The organism is Pseudomonas wuhanensis (assembly GCF_030687395.1).
GTDB lineage: Bacteria > Pseudomonadota > Gammaproteobacteria > Pseudomonadales > Pseudomonadaceae > Aquipseudomonas > Aquipseudomonas wuhanensis.
The window spans coordinates 4,538,958-4,561,812 of sequence record NZ_CP117430.1 but is presented as its reverse complement, the minus strand read 5'-3'; the positions used below and the strand labels follow the sequence as shown (position 1 = coordinate 4,561,812).

The following is a 22,855-nucleotide window of genomic DNA, read 5'->3' as shown; positions in this document are numbered from 1 at the left end:
CGTCTGGCAACTCATCCAGGCTTTCGCGACAGGTTCGAAATCTTACTTTTGGAGTTGTCCCATGAATCGCAAAGCCCTTGCCATCGCCGTATTGGTTTCCGCTACTGGCGCTCAGTTCGCCAACGCCGCCGACGGCACCATCAATTTCAGCGGTGAACTGGTCAACCAGACCTGCACCATCGCTGTAGACGGCGTGGTGACCCCGGCCGTTGCGACAGTGACTCTGCCGACCATCTCCACCGGCCTGCTGACCACAGCCGGCCAGGCCGAAGGCCGCACCGGTTTCAACATCCAGCTGAGCAACTGCGTCGGTACCGCAGCCACCGCGGCGGCCTTCTTCAACTCGGGTTCGACCGTTGACCCGGTTAGCGGCAATTTGAACAACATGACAGGCACGGCCACCAACGTGCAGTTGCAACTGGTCGATGCGCAAGGCGGTGCGGTCATTCAGGCGGGTAACACCAATCAGAAGACCAGCACCACCCGCAACACCATCGACGGCACCGGCGCGGCCAACATGCCGTACGCCGTGCAGTACTTCGCCACCGGCACCACCACCCCGGGCACCGTGGTCAGCTCCGTGACTTACAACGTCGATTACCAGTAAGCCATGTCCACGACGGCGCGCTCCGGTCCAGGCGGGCAGGGGCGCGTCAGCGTGCGGCGGAGGAGGTGCGTTATGTCTTGTGTCAAAACAGTTCGCCGCGGTGTGTTGCTGATGCTCGCGACGTTGGTCTGCTCCCAGGCCATGGCCGGTGTAGTGATCACCGGGACGCGTCTGGTGTACCCGGCGAGTCAGAAAGAAATCACCGTCAAATTGAACAACAACGGCACGCGTCCGGCCCTGGTGCAATCCTGGGTCGACAGTGGCGATGTGCAGTCCAGCCCCACCAGTTCGAAAGCACCGTTTGTGCTGTCGCCGCCGGTGTCACGCATCGATCCAAGCAAAGGCCAGAGCCTGCGCCTGATGTTCACCGGCGCAAACTTGCCGGCCAATAAGGAGTCAGTGTTCTGGCTCAATGTGCTGGAGATTCCACCCAAGGCCGAAGGCCCGGCGGACATGAACGTACTGCAGATGGCTTTTCGTTCGCGGATCAAGATTTTTTACCGCCCCGACAGCCTGCCCGGCAACCCGACCGAGGCGCCGCAACAGGTGCAGTGGAAGGTGATTGCAGCTGAGCGGGGCTTCGCGCTGCAAGCGTTCAACCCGACGGCGTTTCATGTGTCCCAGGTCGAATTGACCTTGACCGTGGGCAATCAGCGCTATGAGAGTGAAAACGGCATGGTCGGTCCCGGTGAAACCAAAGTCTTTGCCGTACCGACGCTCAAGTCGATGCCCGGTGCAGTGGCTCAGGTCGAGTTCAATGCGATCAACGACTACGGTGCCTTGATGCCGACCAAACAACCACTCAAGCCCTGATTCCTTCGCGATCGTTCTAGTGCACGAGTAACTTATGACGACTTTTCCAAGCCTGGGGGCTCACCTGCGGGCACGCCCTCGCTTTGCCCTGAATCCGCTGGCGGCCTTGATCCTCAAGACGCTGGCGAGTGTCACGGGCATATTGGCAGCCCAGGCAGTCTTGGCCGAAGACGTGCAGTTCAACGATGCATTTTTGCCAGAGGACTCGCGCAGCCTTGACTTGACCCAGTATCAGCAAGGCAACCCGGTGTTGCCCGGTGAGTACCGCGCAGACGTGGCGGTCAACGGTAAACTGGTCAATCGCCAGGACATTCGCATCAATGCCGAGGCCGACGGCAGCCGCCCGACCGTGTGTTTCAGCCGCGGCTTGCTGGAGCTGATCGGCGTGGATCTGCGTCGGCTGTCGCCTGAGGCCACCTTGAGTGTGGAAAGCGGCGCGTCGTGTCTGGACATTGCGCAGTTGATCGAAGGCGCCAGTGCGAACTTTTCGCCGTCTAGCCAGCAATTGGATGTCAGCATCCCGCAGATCGCCCTGCGCCGTGATGCCCGGGGTTACGTCAGCCCCGAGCTGTGGGATCGCGGCGTTACCGCCGGGACGCTGAGCTATAACTTCAACGCTAACCACAACAAGACCGACAGCGGCAATTATGACTCGGCCTACCTGGGCCTGAATGCCGGGTTGAACCTCGGTGACTGGCGTCTGCGTCATAACGGCTCGGCGAGCTGGGACAAGCAGACCGGTCAGGCTTATCAAGTGTTGAACACCTACGCCCAGCGCGATATCACCTCGCTCAAGAGCCAGTTGACCGTGGGTGAGGCCAACACCAGTGGCGAAATTTTCGACACTCTGGCTTATCGCGGTGTGCAACTGGGCACCGACGATCGCATGCTGCCCGAGTCCCAGCGCGGATATGCGCCGGTAATCCGGGGCATTGCCCGCACCAGCGCGCGAGTGGCGGTGCGTCAGGCCGGCAACCTCCTTTTTGAAACCACGGTGGCGCCGGGCGCCTTCGTGATCGATGACCTGTACTCCACCGGTTACGGCGGCGACCTGGAAGTCACTGTCTACGAAGCCGATGGCAGTGAGCAGACATTCATTGTGCCGTTCGCTTCTACCGCGCAGTTGCTGCGCCCCGGCACGTCGCGCTTCAACGTCACCGCCGGTGAAACCCGCAACAACTACATCGACAGTCAGGCAAAACTGTTGCAGGGCACCTATCAACGCGGCTTGAACAATGTCTTCACCGGTTATGGCGGTACTCAGCTCAGTAACGACTATCACTCGGCGCTCGGCGGCCTGGCCTTCAGCACGCCGATCGGTGCCATGGCGGTCGACCTGACCCACGCCCAGACCGATCTGAAAAGCGGCACTGCCAGCGGCCAGAGTGCGCGCTTGAGCTACAGCAAAAACATCCTCAGCACCGGCAGTAACTTTGCCGTGGCTGCCACGCGGTTCTCCACGGAAAACTACCTGGATTTCAGCAACGCCGTGCAACTGCTCGATGCCGAGCGAAATGGCCTGGACACCAGCCTGTACGGTCGCCCGCGCAGTCGTTTGTCGTTGACCGCCAACCAGAGCCTGGGTGAGTGGGGCCAAGTGGCGTTCAGCGGTTATACCCAGAATTACTGGAACCTGCCGGGCAGCGATCTGCAGTACCAGTTCAGCTACAACAAGCAGGTGCGTTCGGTCAGCTATGGCGTCAGCGCCAACCGCAGCCGCATCGGTCTTGGCGATATGGACAACAGCTTGCTGTTTACTGTGAGCATGCCCCTGGAATTCGGCTCCACGGTCAACCGTCCGCAACTGTCGGCGCGTGTCATGCGTGACACCCACGGCAACTTCAGCGAGCAGGCGACCCTCAGTGGGACCGCCGGTGAAGATCGTCAGTACAACTATGGCGTCACCGGTGGCCACGATGGCGCGACGCGTACCAATAGCACCTCGGTCAACGGTCAGTACATCGGCCCGAAAGCCATCGTCGGCGCAACAGTCAGCCGTGGCGAGGGTTACGACAGCCTGTCGTTCAATGCCAGCGGCAGCGTGGTGGCTCACCCGAACGGCGTGACCCTGACCCCGTATCGTGGCGAAACCATGGCAGTGATCACGGCCGAAGGCGCCGAGGGCGCGAAAGTGGTCGGCTTCCCGGGGTTGAAACTCGACGGTCGCGGCAACGCGGTGGTGCCGTACCTGCGGCCTTATGAATTGAACGAAGTGGCGATCGATCCATTGGGCACTTCCATGGACGTCGAACTGACCGAAACCAGTCAGCAGGTCGCTCCGCGGGCCGGCGCCGTGGTGGCGTTGAAATACGGCACCAGCAATGGTCAGGCGTTGTTGCTCAATGTGTCCCTGGCCGATGGCCGTCCGCTGCCATTCGGCGCCGGTGTGGTCGATGACCGCGGCGTGTCGGTGGGTGTGGTCGGTCAGGGCGGTCAGCTCTATGCCCGGGTCAAGGAAGACGCGCGTCAGCTGTTGATCAGTTGGGGCATTCAGGCCGGTCAGCAATGTGCGCTGCCGTTGCCACCTGGCCAAAACGCTGGCCAGCAACTGCGTCAAGTGGACGCGGTGTGCGCGGTCGCTCAATCAGACAATCGCGTTGCTTCTGTGAACAGCGCACAGGGGATCAAGTGATGAAGAAGATGCGAATGTTCAAGTCGAGTGGGGCGGTACTGGGGTTGTCGTTGGTAGCGGGGATGGCGATGGCTGATTGTCAGTTCACGCAAGGCGCTCCTGCGTTCAATACCATGCAGCTGCTGGGCGGCAGTATCACTGTTGGACGAGATGTTCCGCTGGGAGCTGAAGTCTATCGGCAGACCTTTCAAGTCCCGGCCAATACCGTAATCAATTGTTCGGTGGAAAGCGTAAACATACAGCGTGTCCGCACATTGCCGGTGATTCCGTTGCCTTTATCCAGTTGGGCCGGGTCACCGTGGGGAGGGCATGTTTACCAGACCGGTGTCCCTGGTATCGGCGTTGCAGTCTGGAACGCTGGCACGGCGATGCCGTTCACTCAGAACTATGGCAACTGTGGAGGTGGGACTGCTAGCTGTAATTGGACAAATGTTCAAGGCTCCATGGCATTTGACTTGTCTTTTATCAAGATTGGTGACGTATCCCCCGGCACTATCCAGGGGGCCTCTTTGCCGACCATGGATCAAAAATGGGTCAGTACCAACACCCTTGATGTCCAGCGTGTAAACGTTTCAGGTAGCTTGAATGTAGTCTCCCGCACCTGCTCGACGCCAGATGTACAGGTGCCCATGGGCACGCACCTGCTCAGCGAGTTCTCTGGCAAAAATAGCTTTACACCCTGGAAGGATTTCTCCATCGCGCTGAACAATTGTCCTGCGTTCGATGGTTACTATCAGGGCACCGGCCCTCGCTGGTTGAACGACGGCACCAGCAACAACCTGGACTCGCGCAAGAATAACGTGCTGCAAGTGCGCCTGGACCCGACCCGAGCTGCGATCACTCCTAACCTGGGAATCATGAGCCTTAACCCCAGCGCTCCCGGCGACGATCCGGCGGCCACTGGTGTCGGTCTGCAAGTCGCCGACAACAGCGGCACGCCGTTGCAATTGGCTACATTGCGCGCCAGCGGTATCACGCCCAGGCCGCAGGAAGGCGCCAGTTACACCATCCCGTTGAAGGCACGCTACATCCAGACCGAGGACAGCATCACCGCCGGCCCGGCGAATGCCACCGCGACCTTCACCATCAATTACTACTGACCGCCGTTTTGTTTGAGCACAACCCCGTCTGAGCCCAGAGATCCATAACGACCGGGCTCACTCACTCCACTGTTAGGAACGTTAGATGACTATTGAACGTGTGTTTTGCCGTGCGCGTGTTTCGGCTTGCCTGTTGATCATGACCGGGGCCTTGAGTGCCTGCGCCAGTGCGCCTATTCCCGAGCAGCAGATTTCGTTGTCCAGGGATGCGCTGAATCGCGCGGTGGCTGCCGAGGCAACGCAATATGCGCCGCTGGAAATGAAGTCCGCCCAAGATAAAACCCTGCTGATGGAACGAGCCCTCGGTGAGAAAAACTATGCGCAGGCCACGACCTTGGCCGAGCAAATCGAAGCCGACGCCAACCTCGCCGAACGCAAGGCTCGGGCCTTGAAATGGCAACGGCAATTGACCGACGCCCGTAATGGCATCCAGGTGCTCAAGCAGGAAATGCTGCAAGACCCGGCCACCAGTTTCAATCCACCGTCCAGTGCTCAATAAGGAGCCGACCATGCGAACTTCTCTGCTGTTGCCTGCTGTTTCCGTCATGGGCCTGATGCTTGCCGGTTGCGCCACGCCACCAGAAAATCCACAGCTGCTGCAGGCCCGCGACCACTTCAGCACCCTGCAAAGCAAACCCGAGTCGAGCACGCTTGCGGCCATCGAAACCAAGGACGCATTTACCGCACTGAACAAGGCAGACCAGGCCTCACTCGTCGATCGCAAGGCGCCGCAGGTCGAGCAATTGGCGTACCTGGCCAGCCAGAAAATCGCCGTGGCTGAGCAAACCATCGCCGGGCGCAAAGCCGAAGCCGATCTGAAAAACATCGACGCTGAGCGCACTCGGGTGCAACTCGACGTGCGCACTCAGCAACTCAAGGCCTTGCAAGCGTTGAAGGCAAAGAAGACCGAGCGAGGCGAGGTGGTCACCTTCGGTGACGTGTTGTTCGACACCGGCAAGGCCGACCTGAAGTACGGCAGCCAGCGCAACTTTCAGCAACTGGCGCAGTACCTGTCCGATAACCCGGAGCGCAAGGTGCGCATCGAAGGCTTCACCGATGACGTGGGCAGCGATGCGTTCAACCAGCGCCTGTCCGAGCGTCGTGCCGATGCGGTGGCATCTGCCCTCAAGCAAATGGGCATCGGTGGCGACCGTTTGCTCACCACGGGTTACGGCAAGCAATACCCGATTGCCGACAACAGCGATGCCCGCTCGCGGCAACTGAACCGTCGGGTGGAGGTGATCATCTCCTACGGCGCGTCTGTGGTCGGTACACGTAACTGAGTCGAGGGGGCGGGCCTGCAATGGGCTCGCCCTCAGCATCACTGCCGGCGTGAAGTCTTCGCTTCGGAAAATTCCTACAAACCTTCGGACGTTTCCTAAATTGCTTTTTTGCTCCTTCCGGGAGAATCGTCCTATTCCCTCAATCGACGAGTCGACCTCAATGTCTTGCCTGCCGCTCCGTGTCCTGGTTCTTGAAGATCATGCTTTTCAGCGCTCAGTGGCGGTGAATATGCTCCGGGCGTTAGGGTGCCGTGAGGTCTTCGAGGCCAGTGACGGTGCTCAGGCGTTGGCCGTTCTGCAAGCACAAGGTCCGGTGGATATCGCCCTTTGTGATTTACAGATGGAAGGCATGGACGGCCTGGAGTTTTTGCAGCGGGTCGGCGCGTCGGGGCAGGTGAAGTCAATCATCATCAGCAGTTCGCTCTCGGCGGATCTGCGTCGGGCGGTGCATCAGATTGTCTCTCTGCTCGGCCTGGTATTGCTGGGTGATGTCGGCAAGCCGTTGCATGCAGAAGTACTGGCGCATCTACTGAAAAAATACCTGTACAACCCACCCGCTGAATACCTGTCGGGGAATGCCGTGGAGCTGGCCACCGAACAAGACGTGCGGCGGGCATTGGCCGAGCAGCAATTGCAGCCCTGGTACCAACCCAAGTTCAATCTGCTGACCGGCGAAGTCTGCGGCGTCGAGGTGCTCTGTCGCTGGCAGCACCCGTTGCAGGGCATTATTTCGCCCGCGGTGTTCATGCCGATCCTGGAGCGTTGCGGGTTGATGGATGAGTTGCTGTTCACCCAACTGGATCAAGCATTGAGGCTGCAGCGACACCTCAGGCATCGTGGTTTCACGCTGAACATGGCGTTTAACCTGCAAGCGCTGCAATTGGCCAACAGCGAGCTGACTTCAACCATCAAAGGCATTCTGGCGGCGCATTCGGCGTCCGGCTTCAGCCTGACCTTCGAGCTGACCGAAAGTGGCCTGCTGGAAGCACCGGCCATCAGCCTGGAAAGCCTGGTGCGGCTGCGGATGATGGGTTGCCGGCTGTCGATCGACGATTTCGGTGCCGGGTTCTCATCGCTTCAGCGTCTGTGTCAGTTACCGTTCACCGAGATCAAGCTCGATGCCGAGTTCGTCCGCACCCTGGAACACGAGCCACGGTGCCGGGCAGTGATCAGCAGCACCCTGGCGCTGGGTGAAACCCTCGGCATGGCGGTGGTGATTGAAGGTATCGAAACCGATGCGCAACGCCAGCAGTTGCTGGAACTGGGGTGCACGCAAGGGCAGGGTTACTGGTATGCGCGGCCAATGAGTGGGGATGATCTGTTGAACTGGTTGCAACTGCGCGGCGAAACCCGGTCCGTTTCCTGAGAGCACATGCTGAGGGATAAGTGACACAGCTTTTAGGAAACGTCCTACAGAACGCTTCATGAGTCTTGCGTAGTCTTGCCGCCTCACTCATCCGTCATTGATTGACCTGGAGGCACGCGATGACCAACAAAACCTTGCGTATCCTGATCGCCGACGAGCAGCATTTTCACCGGATGAAAACCGAACGGCTGTTCAATCAGCTCGATTACTACCGGGTGGCGCCGGTGCAAAGCCTTGCGGAGATGCTGTCCTTGGTCGAGTACGGCTGCGAGCCCTTTGATCTGGTCGTCATCAATGCCTCACTGGCAGTTGGAGCATTGGACCTGCCTGGATTTTTCCTCGATAACAGCCAGGTTCGTCACGCCTTGATCTACGCTTCGGCGATGCCGGATTTTGCATCAATTCAACGGCTGATGACGCTCATCGATCCGCCTGCGTGTGAAGCTGCACCCTCCTTGAATCAAGAGCGATATCGGCAACGGATTGGTTGATTTCGGGGCTACCGTTCGTCGGTACTATCAGTTCTGTCAGGTACATTCTTTCTGCCTTCCATGCAAAAGTCTTAGCGCAGCCGTTGCGTCCGGTTCGTCGTTAGCCGGCGTGCATTCGTGCGCAATCGTCAGGTCTTTGCACAGGGAGTTGCCATGAAGTCAGTGCTGATTGTGGACGATCATCCGGTGGTACGCGCCGCAGTCAAAATCGTATTGGAGAAGGAGGGTTTCAAACGGATTTATGAGGCTGCCAGCGGCAGTGAGGCGTTGTCGATGCTCCGAGAGCATTCACCCACGCTGGTGGTGCTGGATCTGGTCATGCCCGAAGGCGATGGGCTGGATGTGCTGGAACGGATCAAGACTAGTGATTTGTCGTGCCAGGTGCTGGTGTTCTCGTCGCTGGATCCGCAATTCTTTCAAAATCGTTGCATGCGCGCCGGGGCCATGGCGTATGTCGCCAAGACCAACGTTCTGAGTCAATTGCAAAAGGCCGTGCATGCGGTCATGACCGGTTACACCTACTTCGCACGGCTGCCTTCGGGTTCGCAGAACCCCCTGCAACGCAGCGAAAAACAGCTAATCAACAAACTCTCCAACCGTGAGCTGACGATCTTGCAATACCTGGCCCGGGGCATGACCAACAAGGCAATCGGCGAGCTTATGCACTTGAGTCACAAGACTGTCAGCACCTATAAGACCCGTTTGATCGACAAAACCGGGGTGAACGCGGCGGTGCACTTGCGGGACTTCGCCAAGCGTAATCGTTTGATCTGAGTGAGCCAGATCATGCACATGCTTCTGTTGGCCGTGGCTCTGAGCCTTTTAACGCAATTGCCTGCGGCGATGGCCGACGAGCCACAGCGGTTGCATTTGCTGGGGCGCTCCACGGTGGAGGGTTTTCAGGTCAAGCTGGATGAAAGGGACTGGCAATGGCTACGCAATAAACGGGTCTTGCGCCTCGGGGTGACGGGGCCGGACTACCCGCCCTTCGAAGTGACGCGCCACCGCGATGAGCTGGAGGGCATCACGGCCGATTACGCCGCGCTGCTGGGGAAACTGCTGCACGTCAAGATCGACGTGCTGCGTTATGCCACTCGTGAAGCCGCCATGGACGCCCTCAAACGCCATGAGCTGGATCTGCTCGGCACATCGAACAACTTCGAGGCCGCCGACCCCGCGCTGATCAGTTCCCGAGCCTACGCCGAAGATCAGCCGATGCTGGTCACCCGCATGGACGAGCGAATGCCCGCCGACCTTGCCGGCAAACGTATCGCCATGGTCGAAGACTATCTGCCGACGCAGACCGTTGAAGATTTTTATCCCGAGGCGACCTTGCACCGCTTCGCCTCGGTACTCGACGCGATCGGGGCCGTGGCGTTCGGGCAGGCCGACGTGTTTTTGGGCGACTTCATCAGCGCCAATTACCTGATCAACAACAACTACCTCAATAACGTTCGTCTGGCGGGGCCTTCCGGTCTGGATGCCAACCCGTTCGGCTTCGCTTTGGCGGCGGACAATCCGCGTCTCAAAGGCATCATCGACAAGGCGCTGGCGGCCATCCCCATGGATCAGCGCGCGGGCATCGAGTTGCGTTGGAGTGCCGGGCGGGCCGCTATGGTGGGGCAACAGCAGGTGCGTTTGAGTGCCAGCGAACAACGCTGGCTGGAGCGGCATCCCACGGTCAGGGTCGGTGTGATCGATAACTTTGCCCCGCTGACGTTCTACGATGCCCAAGGCCGGCTCAGTGGGTTGACGGCACAGTTGCTGACGTTGATCAGCCAGCGCAGCGGTTTGACCTTTCAGATGCAACGCGGCCAATCACTGGACCGGCAAATCGAGCAACTCCAGGACGGCGAGATCGACCTGTTGCCGGTGATCACCCCCAGTACCAAGCGTGAAGAGACGTTGCTGTTTACCCGTGCCTACCTCAGTAACCCCTTCGTGCTGGTCACAGCAGCGACGGCGGGCAGCCCCGGGACGCTGGACGATCTGGCCGGCAAGCGCCTGGCGATTTATCGCGGTCATCCGTTGTTCGAATTCATGCAAGCCCAGGCGCCACAGGTGCGTCTGGTCGAGGTGCAAAGCCCGGCGGAGGGCATGGAGTGGGTGATCAAGGGCCGGGCCGATGCGGCGCTCAGTTCATTGATCGTCGCCCGTTACCTGATCGCCCGGCATTACCGTGATCGTCTGCGCATCAGCAGCACCGTGGGCGATCAACCCGCCCGTATCGCCTTGGCCACTCACCGCAGCGCGCTGGAGTTGCACTCGATTCTGAACAAGGCGTTGCTGAGCATTTCACCTCAGGAAATGGACGATCTGGTGGCCCGCTGGAGTCATGATGTGGTGCTGGATGACAGCTATTGGCTGCGCCATCGTCGGGGCATTCTTCAGGCGTTTGCCGTGGCAGGCGCCTTGCTGTTGCTCGCCCTCGGCTGGATCGCCTGGCAGCGCCGACAAATCCGTCAGCGCCAGCAGTGGTTGCAGCAATTGCAGGATGCCAAGAACGAGGCGGACGATGCCAACCGCGCCAAAACCACTTTTCTGGCGACCATGAGTCATGAGATCCGCACCCCGATGAACGCCCTGATCGGCATGCTTGAATTGGCCCTGAAACGTGCGGACGAGGGTGTCACTGACCGTCCCGCCATTGAGGTGGCGTTCAGTGCCGCCCAACAATTGCTGGCGCTGATCGGTGACATTCTGGACATCGCGCGTATCGAGTCCGGGCATTTATCCCTGGCCCCTGAACGGACCAATCTGCGGGCGCTGGTGGCATCGGTGTGTCGGGTTTTCGAAGGCCTGGCACGACAGAAAGAGCTGGCGTGGCGGATTGATCTGGACGAACGCAGCGATTGCGAGGTGTTGATCGACCCCATCCGCTTCAAGCAGGTGCTGTCCAATTTGCTGAGCAATGCCATCAAGTTCACCCGTGACGGCGAGGTGAGCCTGACGCTGCGGGTGACGCCCGTGACGGCGGAGCATCTGGCGGTCAGTGTGCGCATTGAAGACACCGGTATTGGCATCAGCGCCGTTGATCGGCAACGATTGTTCAGCCCGTTCATACAGGCTGATAACGGCCGGCAGTCAGCTCGAAGCGGTTCTGGCCTGGGGTTGGTGATCAGTCGCACCCTGTGCGAAATGATGGGCGGCCGGTTGCAACTCGACAGTGTCCTTGGACAAGGCACACAGGTCGACATCAACCTTGAGCTGATCGCATTGCAACCGTTGCCTTCCAGCGAGTTGGTGGATAGCGGGTTGCAGGCGCCGACGCAGCCACTGACGATTCTGGTGGTCGACGATCACCCGATTAATCGGCTGTTATTGTCATGGCAACTGTGTGATCTGGGGCATCACGTTATGCAGGCTGCGGATGGCGAGCGAGGACTTGAGCTGTGGCGCGAACATGAGTTCGATCTGGTGGTTACCGACTGCAATATGCCGAGGCTCAGTGGTTATGAGCTGGCGGGTGCAATCCGCGATGAAGAGCGCGCCCAAGGATTACCGTCGACGCTGATTCTGGGCTTCACCGCCAATGCGCAGCCCGAGGAAAAAGTCCGCTGCCTGGAGGCCGGTATGGACGATTGCCTGTTCAAACCCATCCTGCTGGCGGATTTGAGTGCATGGCTGGCCGCAAGGTTTGCGAGCGAAGCGCCAGCGACACTCGAAGAGCAACCCATGCCCGAGATGGACTTGAGTGGCCTGGAGCAGTACGTCGGTGCGGATCGCACGCTGCTTGATCACCTTGTACGCGAACTGGCGATGACTAACCGCAGTGATCGGACCCATCTGCTCGAGGCGCACGCCAGTGGCAATCGCCCGGGTCTGCAAGACTTGGCGCACCGCATCAAGGGTAGTGCGCGTATGGTCCGGGCGGTGCGTTTGATCGAGCATTGCGAGCAACTGGAGCGTGTCATCGATGAGGGGAACACGGTGCTGCTCGACGAAGCCGTCGATCGGTTGCAGCACGCTATGTCATCGCTGGACAAACACTTGAACCAAGGCTGAAGCTCAATCCCACTGCGGCGCGATGCCTTTGGGGCTGGTCAGCCGCTGGCCGCGATCCAGGCCCGCGATCAGCGCCATGTCGGCATCGCTCAGGGTCAGGGCGCAGGCTTGCAGATTGCCTTGCAGGTTGGTGCGTTTGGTGGAAGAGGGAATGACCGCGTACCCCAGTTGCATGGCCCACGCCAGCGTGACCTGGGCCGGTGTCGCCTGAAGGCGATCGGCGATTTGCTGGATGAGCGGATCTTTCAGCACTTCGCCGTAGGCCAGGGTCATGTAAGAGGTGATTTGAATGCCTTGGCTTTGGGCGAATTCGACAACCTTGCGGTTTTGCAGGTACGGGTGCAGCTCGACCTGGTTGGTGGCGATGTTCTCGGCACCGATGGCGGCAATGGCCTGTTGCATCAGGTCGACCGTGAAGTTTGACACGCCAATCTTCCGGGTCAGGCCCAGTTGTTTGGCTTCGAGCAGCGCGCCCATGAATTCTTCGACCGGCACCTGATCGTCCGGCGACGGCCAGTGGATCAGCGTCAGGTCCAGGTAATCGGTTTGCAGTTTATTCAGGCTCTCTTTGAGGCTCTCGATCAACCGGTCTTTGGCAAAGTTGGCGACCCAGATTTTGCTGGTGATGAACAGCTCTTCACGGGCAATGCCGCTGGCGGCGATGGCCTGACCGACCTCTGTTTCGTTTTCATAGATTTGCGCGGTATCGATGACCCGGTAGCCCAGCTCAAGACCGGTGCTCACCGAATCGATGACCACCTGGCCTTGCAGGCGAAACGTACCAAGACCGAATGCGGGAATAGACATCAATGACTCCAGGGGTTGCAGTGGGAATGAGCGGGAGTATCCCCGGCTGGATCCTTGAGAAAAACCGCTGGATCGGCAAAGCACTGTTTACCGAAAGTCATGAATGGGAAGTTTCAGCGGCATTGATGGTGTTTGGTCTGACGCCTTCGCGAGCAAGCCCGCTCCCACATTGGAGCTGCGTACACCACCGATCCAATGTGTGGAGCGGGCTTGCTCGCGAAGGGCGCGACGCGGTGTCGGAATCTAACCCCGCCTAAGCAATATCGCTATGGCTGAATTCCTCGCCCAGAAAGTCGATCAAGGTCCGCACCGACGGCAACAATCCGCGTCGTGAGGGGAAGATCGCATGCACGATCCCGCACTTGGGTGTCCAGCCCGGCACCAGTTCCACCAGTCGACCGGCGGCAATCTCATCACGCACCACCACGTTGGGCAGGTGAGCGATGCCGATGCCGGCGAGCACCGCGTGACGCAAGGCCAGCAAGTCGTCGGTGACCATGCGCGGGGTATGACGAATCAGCGCGCTGGCACCGTCGGCGCCGAACAATTCCCACTGATATTCACGCTGCGCGCCACCCCAATGCACGCTCGGCAGACCGCTGAGATCAGCCGGCGTGGCCGGTGATGACAGGCGCTGCAGAAATGCCGGAATACCCACCAGGCTTTGGATGCTGTTGCCCAGCACCTTCATCACCATGTCGGTGTTTTCCAGCGGTGGAAAGCGCACTCGCAGAGCGATATCGAACCCTTCGTGAATCAGGTCGACCCGGCGGTTGGTGCTTTCGATAAACAACTCCACCAACGGGTATTTGAGCATGTAGCGGGTCAGCATCGGCCCGACCCAGGAATTCAGCAGCGCCGTCGGGCAACTGATGCGCACAAGGCCTTGGGGTTCGGAGCGATTGCGTTCGATCAGTTCGGCGGCGCTTTCGGCTTCCACCCGCATGGCCAGGCAGCGCTGGTAATAAGCCTGGCCGATTTCGGTCAACGAGCAATGCCGGCTGGTGCGGTGCAGCAGGCGCACGCCGAGGCGTTCTTCGAGCTCGGCGATGCGTCGGCTGAGTTTGGATTTGGGCATGTCCAGCGCGCGCCCGGCCGGGGCGAAACCGTGGTGCTCCACCACTTGGGTGAAGTAGTACAGGGTGTTGAGGTCTTCCACCATCGTTCTCCAAATAGAACGCTAAGGCTGATTTTTGCAGTCTAGCGCACCAAAGGCGCCGGTTTTAAGCTTTGTCCATCGCGTCACCCAACAGATTCGGAGGAAAAGATGAAAAACATCATCGGTATCTACACCAGCCCACGACCTCACTGGGTCGGCGACGGTTTTCCGGTTCGCACGCTGTTTTCCTACGACAACCTGGGCAAACACATCAGCCCGTTTCTGCTGCTGGATCACGCAGGGCCCGCTGAATTCACCCCGACCACTGAACGTCGTGGCGTTGGTCAGCACCCGCACCGCGGTTTCGAAACTGTGACTATCGTCTACAAGGGCGAACTGGAACACCGCGACTCCACCGGCAGCGGCGGCAAGATCGGCCCTGGCGACGTGCAATGGATGACCGCGGCCTCGGGGATTGTTCATGAAGAGTTCCACTCCGAAGGTTTCGCCAAGAGCGGCGGCACCCTGGAAATGGTGCAGCTGTGGGTCAACCTGCCGGCCAGGGACAAGATGGCCGAGCCCGGTTACCAGACGATTCTCGACGGTGACATCCCGAACATCCCACTGAAGAACAACACGGGCAGCCTGCGCTTGATCGCCGGTGAATTCGAAGGCCATCGCGGCCCGGCGCGGACCTTTACGCCGATCGACGTTTGGGACGTTCGCTTGAACGCCGGCAAGTTGCTGACCCTGGATCTGCACGAAGGGCGCAACACGGCACTGGTGGTGCTGCGCGGCACGGTTCAGGTCAATGGTGTGGAACTGGTGCGAGAAGGGCAGTTGGCGTTGTTCGAACGCAACGGTGATCAGCTCAGCCTGGAAGCCAATAACGACGCCGTGGTGCTGCTGCTCAGTGGCGAGCCGATTGACGAGCCCATTGTTGGCCACGGCCCGTTCGTGATGAACACCGAGCAAGAAATTCACCAGGCCTTTGCCGACTTCCAGTCGGGCCAGTTCGGCCGGATGCCCGTTTGAAATCATTGTTGTAGCGCTGTGGCGTACCGGGCTTGCCTGGCCACGTTTAAACGAAAAATCAGAGTTCACTTACGCCGGCCCGTTCGGCATCGATAAAAAGCGAGGATTACCCCATGACTACTTCCTACAAACGTCTCGACAAAGATAACGCCGCCGTTCTGCTGGTCGATCACCAGGCGGGTCTGCTTTCCCTGGTGCGCGACATCGATCCGGACCGTTTCAAGAACAACGTGCTGGCCCTGGCCGACCTGGCCAAGTACTTCAAGCTGCCAACGATTCTGACCACCAGTTTTGAAACCGGCCCCAATGGCCCACTGGTGCCGGAACTCAAGGCACTGTTCCCGGACGCGCCCTACATCGCTCGCCCAGGCCAGATCAATGCCTGGGACAACGAAGATTTCGTCAAGGCGATCAAGGCCACCGGCAAGAAACAACTGATCATCGCGGGTGTGGTAACCGAAGTCTGCGTGGCATTCCCGGCGCTGTCGGCCCTGGCCGAAGGCTTTGAGGTGTTCGTGGTGACCGATGCTTCCGGCACGTTCAACGAACTGACCCGTCAATCGGCGTGGGATCGCATGTCGTCCTCTGGCGCCCAACTGATGACCTGGTTCGGCCTGGCCTGTGAACTGCATCGCGACTGGCGCAACGACGTGGAAGGTCTGGCGACTTTGTTCTCCAACCACATCCCGGATTATCGCAACCTGATGACCAGCTACAACACCCTGACTAACGCCAAGTAAACACTGGCAGCACATACATAACCTGTGGGAGCGGGCTTGCCCGCGATAGCGGTCGATCAGTCAACATCACAGTGACTGATCAATTGCCATCGCGGGCAAGCCCGCTTGTGTTTTGTGTTGTTCTGAAGACATCAAATCCTCCTACACTGTGCCCATCCGTACTGTTGCTGGAGTTACTTGATGCTGTCACTGCTCACCGATCACCCGTTGCTCAGCGCGCTGATTCTGATCCTGATCGATCTGGTGTTGTGGCGTGTGATCACAGCCAGCGGCAGCAATTGGAAACTGGCGGTACGACTGGTGATTTTCTCATTGTTCAGCGTGCTGCTGTTCAACGAAGGCTTGAACCCCATGGCGCCGGCGCCTTGGGTCGACAATGTGCCGTTGCACCTGGCGGCGACCGGTTTGCAGATCGGCTGGTGGTTGTATGCAGCGCGCACCCTCACGGTGTTGCTTGGCGCAGTGATGATGCAACGGGTCGGGCACACCGGGCGTTTGCTGCAGGATCTGCTCGGCGCGGTGATTTTCCTGATCGCGGTCATCGCCGCCTTGGCGTACGTGCTTGAGTTGCCGGTCAAGGGCGTGCTGGCAACGTCCGGTGCGTTGGCGATCATCGTCGGCCTGGCCTTGCAAAGTACCCTCAGCGACGTGTTCTCCGGGATCGTCCTGAACACCACCAAACCCTATCAACTGGATGACTGGATCTCCATCGACGGCACCGAAGGCCGGGTCACCGACATCGACTGGCGCGCCACGCGTCTGCAAACCGCGCAAGGCAGCATGGCGGTGATTCCCAACTCCCTGGCGGCCAAGGCCAAGATCATCAACTTCAGCCGACCCAGTGACATTTTCGGGGTATCGATCAGCTTGCAAGTGAGCCCCCATGCGCGTCCGCAAACGGTGATTGATGCGCTGGAGCGGGCCATGCAGGGCTGCCGTTTCCTGTTGACCAAACCGGCGCCGAGTGTGTCGTTGAAAAGCTCCGGCAGCACCGGTGTGGAATACGAAATCAGTGGCTTCGTAATCTCCATGGATCAGAAGCGCATGGTGCGTAATCTGCTGTTTGATCTGGCGTTCCGGCATTTGCAGGCGTCCGGTGTCAGCCTGTTGTCGAGTGTCGAACCCAACGCGCCTGCTGCCCTGTCACGGCCGCGGGCACTGCTGGACAGCTCGAACATCTTCTCGACTCTGCGACAGGAAGAGAAAGAAACCTTCAGCCAGAACATGAAGCTGCAAACCTTCCGCGCCGGTGAAATGATCCTGCCGGCGGGGGAGGTCAGCGATCACCTGTTCATCATCGAGTCCGGCGTGGTGTCAGTCGCCCTGAGCCGCGGTGGCAAAAAGTTCGAGGCCGGGCGCATGGGGCCGGGTGAGGTGATTGGCGAGGCCGGTATTCTTTCCGATGAATCGGCGCTCGCCGACTTTTCGGCCAAGACCTTTTGCACGCTCTACCGCATCGAGAAGGAATACCTCAAGCCTTGCCTGGATGCGCGGCATGACATCAGCGAAGCGATGAAGGCGTTGTTCGATTACCGGATGCATACGGCGCAGACGCTGATTCAGGAGGTGCCCAAGGTGGTGGCGAAGAAGGGGTTTTTGCAATGGTTGCGCAGTCGTAGCGGCTGATGTGTTGGTTGCCTGTTCCGGCGCCTTCGCGAGCAGGCACAGTCACTGAAAATCTTCTGATCTATTGGCATCCTCAACTTCCCCATAATTGGCTATTTGTTCAACGTCAGCTCGGCATTAACGTAGCTTCAATCCCACCTGTGATTGGAGCTACCACCATGCAAACTCGTATCGATTTCTATACCGCTTCCCCGGACGGCCTCAAAGCCATGATGGCCCTGGAAGCAGCCGTCTCGAAACTGCCGCTGGAAAAGTCATTGATCGAACTGGTCAAGCTGCGCGCGTCGCAGATCAACGGCTGTGCCTTCTGCATCGACATGCACACTGCCGATGCCATCAAGGACGGGGAAACTCCACGTCGGCTGTTCGCCGTGACGGCCTGGCGCGAGGCTCCGTTCTTCACCGATCGTGAGCGCGCCGCACTGGCCTGGACCGAATCCTTGACCCAACTGAGCCTGACCCACGCCCCGGATGAAGATTACGCACTGCTCAGCGCCGAGTTCAGTCCCAAGGAAATGGTTGACCTGACCGTGGCGATTTCCACCATCAACAGCTGGAACCGCCTGGCGGTAGGCTTCCGTAAAATGCCTCAAGCCTGATCAATGAGCGTCTGCTGACGGCGCGGCCGGTGGTTGTACCTTGCGCATCAAGGGCACCATCGCCGTGGCGAGGATGAAGCAGACCATGATCATCAGGAACGCGTCGCCGTAGGTTTGCGTCTGCGCTTCACGATAGGTCAGCAGCCATAGCTGACGCAGGCTGGCGGTGACGCCGATGTCACCGCTCTGGCCGAGGGCGGCGAAGTTGTTGCCGACCTGGGACAGCCACTGATTCAGCGCTTCGTTGGTGCTATTGAGGTTCTCCGCCAACCGGGTGAAGTGCAGGTTGGTGCGGTCATTGAGGATCGTGGCGCACGCGGCGATACCCATCGCGCCGCCGAGGTTGCGCATCAGGTTGAACAACCCCGAAGCATGTTTGAGCCGCGCGGGTGCCAACCCGCCGAGGGTCAGGGTCACCGCTGGCGGCACCGCCAGTTGTTGAGCGATCCCGCGCAAGGCTTGCGGCAGCATCAATTCTTTGGCCCCCCAGTCATGGGTGATCGGGCTGAAATCCCACATCGACAGGGCAAACAACCCAAGGCCGCTCATCATGACCCAGCGCAGGTCGATGCGGTTGGCCAGAAAGGCGTACAGCGGAATCGCCAGGATCTGGAACACCCCGGTGGAAAAAACCGCCAGCCCAATGTCCAGCGCGCCGTAGCCACGTACACGACCGAGAAACAGTGGCGTCAGGTAAATCGTCGCGAACAGGCCAATCCCTGTGACGAACGAAAAGAAACAGCCGAGGGCGAAGTTGCGGTCCTTCAAGGCACGCAGATCCACGATCGGATTGGCCACGTGCAAGGTTCGAGCAATGAAAGCCAATCCGGCCAGGCCACTGATCCAGGCGGTGGTCAGAATCGTGCTGTCGCTGAACCAGTTCCAGCGAGGGCCTTCTTCAAGGGTGTATTCCAGGCAGCCGAGAAACACCGCCATGAACAGCATGCTCAGATAGTCGGCGCCCTTGAGCAGGGACAGTTCCGGCTGGTCGATTTTCACCAGCATCGGCACCGCCACCGCGACGAAAATCCCCGGCACCAGGTTGATGTAGAACAACCAGTGCCAGGACGAAATGTCGGTGATCCAGCCACCGATCACCGGCCCCAGCGTCGGTGCCAGCGAGGCCACGGCACCAATGGTTGCAGCGGCGATCACCCGTTGCTTGCCGGTGAAGAAAAAGAACGCGGTGGTGAACACCAGCGGGATCATCGAACCGCCGAGAAATCCTTGCAGGGCGCGGAAGGCGATCATGCTCTGGATGTTCCAGGCCGCACCGCAGAGCAGGCTGGCCAGGGTGAAGCCCACCGCAGAGGCGCAGAACAACCAACGGGTCGAGAACACCCGGGACAACCAACCCGACAGCGGAATCACGATGATTTCGGCAATCAGGTAACTGGTCTGTACCCACGCGGTTTCGTCAGTGCCGGCCGAGAGCCCGCCGCCAATGTCACGCAGCGACGCCGAGACGATTTGAATGTCCAGCAGCGCAATGAACATGCCGATGCACATGGTGGCGAAGGCGAACACCTTGGTCGCCGTTGCCATGTTGGCGGCATTGAACGGCTGCGCGGGGGCGGCGAGGGCGCCGTTCATGGCGCACTGGCCACGGTCGGGGTTTCAGGTTCGGCGCGGGTGTCCACTTCGGCCGTCACCGACAGGCCCGGACGCAGATGACCGAGTACGCCGTCAGCCGGGTCGAGCAGGATCCGCACCGGTACCCGCTGGACGATTTTGGTGAAATTGCCGGTGGCGTTTTCCGGTGGCAGCACGCTGAACTGCGAACCACTGGCCGGCGCCAGACTGTCCAGATGCCCGTGAAATACACGCCCCTTGAGCACGTCCGCATGCACGATCACACGCTGGCCCGGTGTCATCCGCGACAGCTGATCTTCCTTGAAGTTGGCATCGACCCACAGCCCGCTGGCCGGCACCACCGACAACAGTTGCGAACCGGCCTGGGCGTACGCGCCGGTCCGCGCCCGACGATTGCCGATCACGCCGTCGACGGGGGCTTTCAACTCGGTATAACCGACGTTCAACTGCGCCAGATCACGCTCGGCTCGTGCCTGGATCAACGCGGCGCGCGCTTGCTGTTTTTGGGTTTCAATCACGTTCAATTGGCGTTGCGCGGCCAGCAGTTCGGCCTGAGCCCGGGCACTCTGAGCCTGGGCAGTCTTGAAGGTGGCGTCGGCCCGTTGTGCGCTTTCAACCGAGACGGCATTGCTGTTCACCAGGCGTTTGTAGCGGGCGTTATCGTCCCGCGAGCGGGCAGTTTCGGCGCCGGCGGCATCGATGCCGGCGCGGGCCTGGCCGATCACCGCATGCTGCAGTTGTTCGGTGGCGTCGAGGTTGGCGAGTAACGCTTCTTCGGCAGCCACCGCACCTTCGGCCTTGGCCAGATTGGCGCGGTAGTCACGGGCGTCCAGCCGAATCAGCACATCGCCGGCCTTGACCCTCTGGTTGTCGGTGACCAGCACCTCTTCGATATACCCCGCGACCTTCGGCCCGATCACCGTGACGTTGCCGCCGATGTAGGCATCGTCGGTTTCTTCGATGAAACGGCCGGTGGTCCACCAATGGGCTGCGTACAGCCCGATGAACACCAGGGCCGCGATGGCCGTCGTCAGCAAGAGCAGCCTTTTAAGCAGGGGAGGCTTGGGTGTGTTCACCGCGACAGCAAGATCGGGTTCAAGGTTGGGCATGCTGGTCATGGATCTCTACCTGTGAAAAACGATGCTCTATTACGTGCGTAATATGACGCAGGTAATATTTAGTGACAATGGGTTTCTGCAACCAGTCGTCTGGTGCCGGACGTTTCGACCACCGGGGAGCCTTGCACATACCCTGTGGGAGCGGGCTTGCTCGCGAAGAGGGTGGGTCAGTCGACATCAATATTGGCTGATACACCGCTTTCGCGAGCAAGCCCGCTCCCACATTTTCGATCAGTGCTGTACACAGATTTATGGGGGGCAGGTCCTCTCGTCGACGCTCCGAGGAATGATTTGCCGGGTTTAATAGGAAGCATTACTATTCGCGCCTCCTCTCCACAGCACACCGCAATGACCCCCAAGCTGCCCCGCAGACACGGCTTTTTCGAGCATTACGAAGAGTTGATCGGCACCTGGACCCGGCGTCTGAGAAATCGTCAGCAGGCCGAGGACCTGGCCCACGACACCTTCGTGCGGGTGCTTGAGTCCGATTCGGCGGCGGTGCAACAACCTCGGGCATATTTGCACCAGACCGCGCGCAACATTGCGGTGGACGGTTATCGGCGTGAGGATCGGCGGGGCGCCATGGAGTCCGAGGCGATCGATCACAGTGTGTCGTCGTCCGGCGACCCGGAGCATTTCATGCACGCGATCCAGTTGGCGGATTCCATCGAGCGGGCGCTCACCGAGCTGCCGGTCAACTGTCGCAAGGTGTTCGTCTGGCAGAAGATCGAAGGTCTGACCCAGGCCGAAATCGCTGAGCGCCTGGGGCTGTCCAAGAACATGGTGGAAAAGTATATGATCCGCACCCTGCGGCATCTGCGTGATCGCCTGGACGGGTTACAGCCATGACGCGGCGCGCCTTTTCATCCCCAGCCAAACAGGACTTTCCATGATGGATACTCATGATTGTGCGTGCGGGCAAACAACGGTTCGCGACGAAGCGGCGCAGTGGTTTGTGCGTTTGCAGGAACCTGCCGTCAACGCCGAAGAGCAGAGGCGCTTCGAGATCTGGCTGGACGAACACCCCCAGCATCGCGACGAATATCAAATGCTCCAGAGCCTGTGGGCGGCGGCCGATCTGCTGCCGGCCAAGCGTTTGCACGCCTTGTGCGAAACCCCGCCGGCACGCCGCACACGTCATCCACTGGTGCGTTATGCAGTGGCCGCCAGTGTGTTGGCGGTGGCGCTCGGCCTGGGGCTGTCCAGTGGTTTGAATCGTCCAGCGAGCTACACGGCTGAATATTCCACGGCCCTTGGCGAACGTCGTCATGTGGCGTTGCCGGACGGTTCGGTGATCGATATGAACAGCCGCAGCCGGGTGCAGGTGCACTATGAAAAAGACCGTCGCGGCATCGAGTTGACGCAAGGCGAGGCGATGTTCAGCGTCGAGCACGACAGCAGCCGACCGTTCGTGGTCGAGGCGGGCAGCGGCAAAGTGACAGTCACCGGCACCCGTTTTGACGTGCGTCGCGACAGCGCCCAAACCCGCGTCGTAGTAGAACAGGGCACGGTCAAGGTTCAAGGTAACGGCGCCGATTTCATCAGCCTCACCGCCGGCCTCGGCACTCGCGTCGATGCCCAGGGGAAAGTGGCCGCCGCCTATACGGTCAACCCGGCAGAACTGACCGCATGGCGCAGTGGCAAACTGGTGTTCAACAACGCCAGCCTCAGCGAAGTGGCCGAAGAAGTGTCGCGTTATCGGCAAAAACCGCTGACGGTTGGCAATGCCAAAGTGGGCAATCTGCGCCTGACCAGCGTGTTCAAATCCGACAACACCGACGCACTGCTCAAGGCCTTGCCGAGCATTCTGCCGGTAGCCATCCGAACCCTGGATGACGGCAGTCAGGAAATAATTGCCCGATAGATTCAGGTTTTTTTCGAGTTCTTCGTCTACTTGTCCAACTGCAACTGGTTTGCATTAACAGCCGCACACTCTTGCGA

The 22,855-nt window shown here is 59.8% G+C and carries 20 protein-coding genes; 16 read left to right on the top strand and 4 right to left on the bottom strand.

The features are described from left to right. Positions 1-61 precede the first annotated feature (61 nt). From PSH88_RS21115 to PSH88_RS21070, 10 genes are all read left to right on the top strand, one after another. Positions 62-607 carry a fimbrial protein gene (locus PSH88_RS21115; RefSeq protein ID WP_305422431.1) on the top strand — a complete coding sequence of 182 codons (546 nt, stop codon included), beginning with the start codon at positions 62-64 and terminating at the stop codon, positions 605-607. Between the two features lie 72 nt (positions 608-679). Next, positions 680-1,420, top strand: coding sequence for a fimbria/pilus periplasmic chaperone (locus PSH88_RS21110; protein ID WP_305422429.1), 741 nt, complete (start codon positions 680-682; stop codon positions 1,418-1,420). A 34-nt stretch (positions 1,421-1,454) separates the two neighbouring features. Beyond that, positions 1,455-4,052 (top strand): fimbria/pilus outer membrane usher protein, encoded by a 2,598-nt coding sequence (locus PSH88_RS21105; RefSeq protein ID WP_305483361.1) that lies wholly within the window; start codon positions 1,455-1,457, stop codon positions 4,050-4,052. 14 nt (positions 4,053-4,066) lie between these two features. Next, positions 4,067-5,152, top strand: coding sequence for a fimbrial protein (locus PSH88_RS21100; protein WP_305422427.1), 1,086 nt, complete (start codon positions 4,067-4,069; stop codon positions 5,150-5,152). A gap of 85 nt (positions 5,153-5,237) precedes the next feature. Continuing rightward, on the top strand, positions 5,238-5,651 hold the full coding sequence (locus tag PSH88_RS21095) for a DUF4398 domain-containing protein (RefSeq protein WP_305422426.1): 414 nt from the start codon (positions 5,238-5,240) through the stop codon (positions 5,649-5,651). A 10-nt stretch (positions 5,652-5,661) separates the two neighbouring features. Further along, positions 5,662-6,435: an OmpA family protein gene (locus tag PSH88_RS21090; protein WP_305422425.1), complete on the top strand. Its 774-nt coding sequence runs from the start codon at positions 5,662-5,664 to the stop codon at positions 6,433-6,435. 229 nt (positions 6,436-6,664) lie between these two features. Then, complete coding sequence (locus PSH88_RS21085) at positions 6,665-7,801, top strand: EAL domain-containing protein (protein ID WP_348529740.1); 1,137 nt, start codon at positions 6,665-6,667, stop codon at positions 7,799-7,801. A gap of 119 nt (positions 7,802-7,920) precedes the next feature. Then, on the top strand, positions 7,921-8,292 hold the full coding sequence (locus tag PSH88_RS21080; protein ID WP_305422422.1) for a response regulator: 372 nt from the start codon (positions 7,921-7,923) through the stop codon (positions 8,290-8,292). A 153-nt stretch (positions 8,293-8,445) separates the two neighbouring features. Continuing rightward, positions 8,446-9,066 (top strand): response regulator transcription factor, encoded by a 621-nt coding sequence (locus tag PSH88_RS21075; protein WP_305422421.1) that lies wholly within the window; start codon positions 8,446-8,448, stop codon positions 9,064-9,066. Positions 9,067-9,078: 12 nt separating this feature from the next. Next, positions 9,079-12,297: a transporter substrate-binding domain-containing protein gene (locus PSH88_RS21070; RefSeq protein ID WP_305422419.1), complete on the top strand. Its 3,219-nt coding sequence runs from the start codon at positions 9,079-9,081 to the stop codon at positions 12,295-12,297. A 3-nt stretch (positions 12,298-12,300) separates the two neighbouring features. Here PSH88_RS21070 and dkgB read toward each other — a convergent pair whose 3' ends face one another. Beyond that, the gene (gene dkgB / locus PSH88_RS21065; protein WP_305422418.1) at positions 12,301-13,104 is read right to left on the bottom strand and encodes a 2,5-didehydrogluconate reductase DkgB; all 804 of its coding nucleotides are present in this window, start codon (positions 13,102-13,104) and stop codon (positions 12,301-12,303) included. Between the two features lie 253 nt (positions 13,105-13,357). Further along, positions 13,358-14,266 carry a LysR substrate-binding domain-containing protein gene (locus tag PSH88_RS21060; RefSeq protein ID WP_305483359.1) on the bottom strand — a complete coding sequence of 303 codons (909 nt, stop codon included), beginning with the start codon at positions 14,264-14,266 and terminating at the stop codon, positions 13,358-13,360. A 105-nt stretch (positions 14,267-14,371) separates the two neighbouring features. Between PSH88_RS21060 and PSH88_RS21055 the strand changes: the two genes are divergently transcribed. The 4 genes from PSH88_RS21055 to PSH88_RS21040 all read left to right on the top strand — a co-directional run bounded on the left by PSH88_RS21055 (position 14,372) and on the right by PSH88_RS21040 (position 18,203). Then, positions 14,372-15,238, top strand: coding sequence for a pirin family protein (locus PSH88_RS21055; protein WP_305483357.1), 867 nt, complete (start codon positions 14,372-14,374; stop codon positions 15,236-15,238). Positions 15,239-15,351: 113 nt separating this feature from the next. After that, entirely contained in the window at positions 15,352-15,978 is a 627-nt protein-coding gene (gene ycaC / locus PSH88_RS21050; protein ID WP_052963111.1) for an isochorismate family cysteine hydrolase YcaC, read from the top strand. 180 nt (positions 15,979-16,158) lie between these two features. Then, positions 16,159-17,604 (top strand): mechanosensitive ion channel family protein, encoded by a 1,446-nt coding sequence (locus PSH88_RS21045; protein WP_305422417.1) that lies wholly within the window; start codon positions 16,159-16,161, stop codon positions 17,602-17,604. 158 nt (positions 17,605-17,762) lie between these two features. Next, entirely contained in the window at positions 17,763-18,203 is a 441-nt protein-coding gene (locus PSH88_RS21040; protein ID WP_305422415.1) for a carboxymuconolactone decarboxylase family protein, read from the top strand. Here PSH88_RS21040 and PSH88_RS21035 read toward each other — a convergent pair whose 3' ends face one another. Together PSH88_RS21035 and PSH88_RS21030 are read right to left on the bottom strand one after the other, a co-directional pair. Next, complete coding sequence (locus PSH88_RS21035; RefSeq protein ID WP_305422413.1) at positions 18,204-19,796, bottom strand: DHA2 family efflux MFS transporter permease subunit; 1,593 nt, start codon at positions 19,794-19,796, stop codon at positions 18,204-18,206. After that, positions 19,793-20,914, bottom strand: a complete 1,122-nt coding sequence (locus PSH88_RS21030) for an HlyD family secretion protein (RefSeq protein WP_305422411.1) — start codon at positions 20,912-20,914, stop codon at positions 19,793-19,795. Before PSH88_RS21030 ends, PSH88_RS21035 begins: the two co-directional genes overlap by 4 nt. A 348-nt stretch (positions 20,915-21,262) precedes the next feature. Between PSH88_RS21030 and PSH88_RS21025 the strand changes: the two genes are divergently transcribed. Then, positions 21,263-21,763 (top strand): sigma-70 family RNA polymerase sigma factor, encoded by a 501-nt coding sequence (locus PSH88_RS21025; protein WP_007907700.1) that lies wholly within the window; start codon positions 21,263-21,265, stop codon positions 21,761-21,763. A gap of 40 nt (positions 21,764-21,803) precedes the next feature. Then, entirely contained in the window at positions 21,804-22,778 is a 975-nt protein-coding gene (locus PSH88_RS21020) for a FecR family protein (RefSeq protein WP_305422410.1), read from the top strand. The last annotated feature ends 77 nt before the right edge of the window (positions 22,779-22,855 follow it).